This window comes from Streptomyces sp. S6, from assembly GCF_054880855.1.
This window is the reverse complement of sequence record NZ_JBTYMC010000453.1, coordinates 1-3956: the sequence shown is the minus strand read 5'-3', so window position 1 is coordinate 3956 and position 3956 is coordinate 1. Positions and strand designations below refer to the sequence as shown.

At 74.8% G+C, this 3956-nt stretch carries 2 protein-coding genes; both read right to left on the bottom strand.

The window, feature by feature from the left end; all coding sequences use genetic code 11:
* Positions 1-1428 (bottom strand): type I polyketide synthase (locus ACVNF4_RS33430; RefSeq protein ID WP_461806626.1); only part of this gene is annotated, 1428 nt, incomplete at its 3' end.
* 59 nt (positions 1429-1487) lie between these two features.
* A partial coding sequence (locus ACVNF4_RS33425; protein WP_461806625.1) for an SDR family NAD(P)-dependent oxidoreductase occupies positions 1488-3956 on the bottom strand: 2469 nt, incomplete at its 5' end.

Below are 3956 nucleotides of genomic sequence, written 5' to 3'. Positions count from 1 at the left end.
GGGGGTGCGGGCGGACAGCAGGAGCGCGGTGGGGCGGCCGTCCGGCTCGTCGGCGGGGGCCGGTTCGGCGGGCGGGGCCTGTTCGAGGAGGACGTGCGCGTTGGTCCCGCTGATGCCGAAGGACGACACACCCGCGCGGCGGGGTCGGCCGGTCTCGGGCCACTGCCGTTCCTCGGTGAGGAGTTCGACGGCTCCCGCGCTCCAGTCGACCTCGCCGGTCGGCGTGTCCAGGTGGAGGGTCCTGGGCAGGACGCCGGCCCGCAGCGCCATGACGGTCTTGATGACGCCGCCGAGCCCGGAGACGGCCTGGGTGTGCCCGATGTTGGACTTCAACGAGCCCAGGTACAGCGGCAGTTCGCGGTCCTGCCCGTAGGTCGCGAGGAGGGCCTGCGCCTCGACGGGGTCGCCGAGCCGGGTGCCGGTGCCGTGTGCCTCGACGGCGTCGATCTGGCCGGGGTTGAGGCCCGCGTCGGTGAGGGCGGCGCGGATGACGCGTTCCTGGGAGGGGCCGTTGGGTGCGGTGAGACCGTTGGAGGCACCGTCCTGGTTGACGGCCGTCCCCCGGATCACGGCGAGGACGGCCCGCTGGTCGCGCACGGCGTCGGAGAGCCGCATGAGGACGAGGACGGCGGCGCCCTCGCCCCAGCCGGTGCCGTCGGCGGTGTCGGCGAAGGACTTGCAGCGGCCGTCGGAGGCGAGGCCGCCCTGGAGGAGGAACTCCTCGTAGAGGCCGGGCGCCGCCATCACGGTGGCGCCGCCGACGAGGGCGAAGGAGCACTCGCGGGCGCGCAGGGCGCGGGTGGCGAGGTGCAGGGCGACCAGGGAGGAGGAGCAGGCGGTGTCGACGGTGAGGGCGGGGCCCTCCAGGCCGTAGTGGTAGGAGAGCCGGCCCGAGGCGACGCTGCTGGTGGTGCCGGTCAGGACGTGCCCGCGCACCTCGCTGAGCGTGGCCTCGCCGTGCGGGCCGTACTTCTGGTCGGTGAGGCCGACGAACACCCCGCCGTCGGTGCCCTTGAGCGCCTGCGGGTCGAGGCCGGCGCGCTCGACGGCCTCCCAGGACGTCTCCAGGAGCAGCCGCTGCTGCGGGTCCATGGCGAGCGCCTCGCGCGGCGAGATCCCGAAGAACCCGGCGTCGAACTCGCCCGCGCCGTACAGGAATCCGCCTTCGAGACGGACCCCCGCGTCGGCGAGGGCCTGGGTGTGCCAGCCCCGGTCCTCGGGGAAGGGGGCGATGGCGTCGCGGCCTTCGCGTACCAGCTCCCACAGGGCCTCGGGGGTGTCGGCGCCGCCGGGGAAACGGCAGGCCATCGCGACGACCGCGACGGGTTCCCGGCGGTCGCTCTCCAGCTCGCTCAGCCGGTTGCGGGTGCGCTGGAGGTCGGCGGTCACCCGCTTGAGGTAGTCAACAACCTTCTCGTCGTTCGCCACGGGTTCTCCGATGAGCCGCTTCGGTGGAGGGACAGGGTGTCGAGGCCGGCGGGTGCCGGTCAGGTGAGGTCGCCGAACTCGCTGTCGATGAAGGCGAGGAGTTCGTCCGCGTCGGCCGCTTCCAGCGCCGTCCCGTCACCGTCGGCGGAGGCGGAGGCGGGGGCCGGGGTGAGGCGGGCGAGGATGCGGCGCAGCCGTTCGGCGGTCTCGGCGTGCGCCGGGTCACCGGGGGTGAGGGCCTCGGCGGCCGTCTCCAGCCGGTCGAGGTCCCGGCGCAGCCGCTCCGCCGGGTCCGTCTCGGCGGGCAGCAGCAGCCGCAGCAGGTGCTCGGCGAGCGCCACCGGCGAGGGGTGGTCGAAGACCAGGGTGGCCGGGACGGTGAGTCCGGTGGCCGCCGTGAGCCGGTTGCGGAGTTCGACGGCGGTCAGGGAGTCGAAGCCCTGGTCCTTGAACGCCTGCCCGGGATCGATGTCGGAGGCGTCGGCGTGGCCGAGGACTTGGGCGGTGCGGTCGACGACGAGGGCGATCACCCGCTCCGACCGCTCCTCGGCCGACAGCGCGGCGAGGGCCGTGCGCAGGTCGCCGGTGTCGGTGGCGGTGGTGCGGCGGGCGGCGGCCCTGCGCACCGGCTGTCCGAGGAGTCCGCCGAGCAGCGCCGGGGCGGGCTGGTCCCGGTGGAGGGCGCGCAGTGCGGGCAGGTCCAAGGGGGCCGCGGTGACCGCCGGTTCGCGTCCGGCGAGTGCCGCGTCGAACAGGGCGAGGCCCTGAGCGGTCGTCAGCGGCCGGGTGCCGGTGCGGCGCAGCCGTTCCCGGTCCCGCTCGCCGAGCCCGGCCGTCATCCCGCTGGCCTCCTCCCACAGCCCCCACGCGATGGCCGTGCCGGGCCTGCCGTCCAGTGCGCGTTCGACGGCCAGCGCGTCCACGGCCGCGTTGGCGGCGCAGTAGTTGGCCTGCCCGGCGGCGCCGAAGGTCGCGGACGCGGAGGAGAACAGGACGAAGAACGCCAGGTCCCGATCGGCCGTCAGGTCGTGCAGGTGCCGGGCGCCGTACGCCTTGGCCCGCAGGACCGTCTCGGTCCGCTCGGGCGTCAGGGCGGTCAGGACACCGTCGTCGGTGACGCCCGCGCAGTGGACGACGCCGGTGAGCCCGTCGATGTCGGCCAGCAGGGCGGCGACGGCGTCCCGGTCCCCGGCGTCGCAGGCGGCGACCAGGATCTCGGCGCCCTCTGCGGCCAGCTCAGCCCTCAGTTCCGCCGCGCCCGGCGCGTCGGCTCCAGAGCGCGAGGTCAGCACCAGGTGCCGGACGCCGTGCCGGTGGACGAGATGCCGGGCGACCTGCGTGCCGAGGGTGCCGGTGCCGCCGGTGACCAGGACGGTGTCCGGGGCCGGGGGCAGGGTGAGGACGGCCTTGCCGGTGAGGGTGGCTTGGGCGAGGGCGCGGAAGGCGTCGGGGGCGTGGTGGACGGGCCAGGTGGTGATGGGAGGCGGGGTGAGGGTGGGGGCGCTGAAGAGGGTGTCGAGGAGGTGCCGAATGCGATCGGGGCCGACGTCACTGAGGTCGAAGGAGTGGTACGTGACACCGGGGTGGTCAGCGGCGACCTGGTGGGGGTCGCGGAGGTCGGTCTTGCCCATCTCCACGAACCGCCCGCCCTCGGGCAGCAGGCGCAGGGAGGCATCGGTGGCTTCACCGGCCAGGCAGTTGAGGACGACGTCCATGCCCTTGCCGTCGGTGGCGTCCAGGAAATGATCGTGGAAGTCGAGAGTGCGGGAGTCGCCGATGTGGGCGTCGTCCAGCCCTGCCGCACGCAGCGCGCCCCATTTGCCGCGCGAGGCGGTGGCGAACACCTCGGCCCCCAGGTGCTGGGCCAGCCGGACGGCGGCCGTGCCGACGCCACCGGCACCGGCGTGGATCAGGACGCGCTGTCCGGCTTCGAGCTTCCCGAGGTCCACCAGTCCGTACCACGCCGTCAGATACACCACCGGCGTCGCGGCGGCACGGGCGAAGCTCCAGCCGTCCGGCACCCGGGTCAGCACCCGCTCGTCCGCGACCGCCTCGGCGGCGAAGGCACCGTCGAGCATGCCGGTCACCCGGTCCCCGACGGCGAAACGAGTGACACCGGAACCGGTCTCCAGGACCACACCCGCCCCCTCGATACCGAGGTCGGCCTTCCCCGGGTACAGGTCGAGGGCGATGAGGGTGTCCCGGAAGTTGACGCCGGCCGCGCGGACGGCGATCCGTACCTCACCGGGGGCGAGTTCGGCCCCGGCGAGCGGGTCGGGCACGAGGGTGAGGTCGCCGAACGAGCCACGCGGCACGCAGTCCAGCCGCCACGGCCCAACCGGTACCTCCAGCGCCTTCGTCGCGGCGACCCGCTCCAGCCGCCGCCCGAGCACCCGTCCCTGACGGACCGCCAGGTCGGGTTCACCGGCCGCCAGCAGCGCGGCGACGGGCAGCTCGCCGCCGTCCGTGTCGGCCAGCACGATCCGGCCCGGGTGCTCGGCCTGGGCGGCGCGCACCAGCCCGGCGAC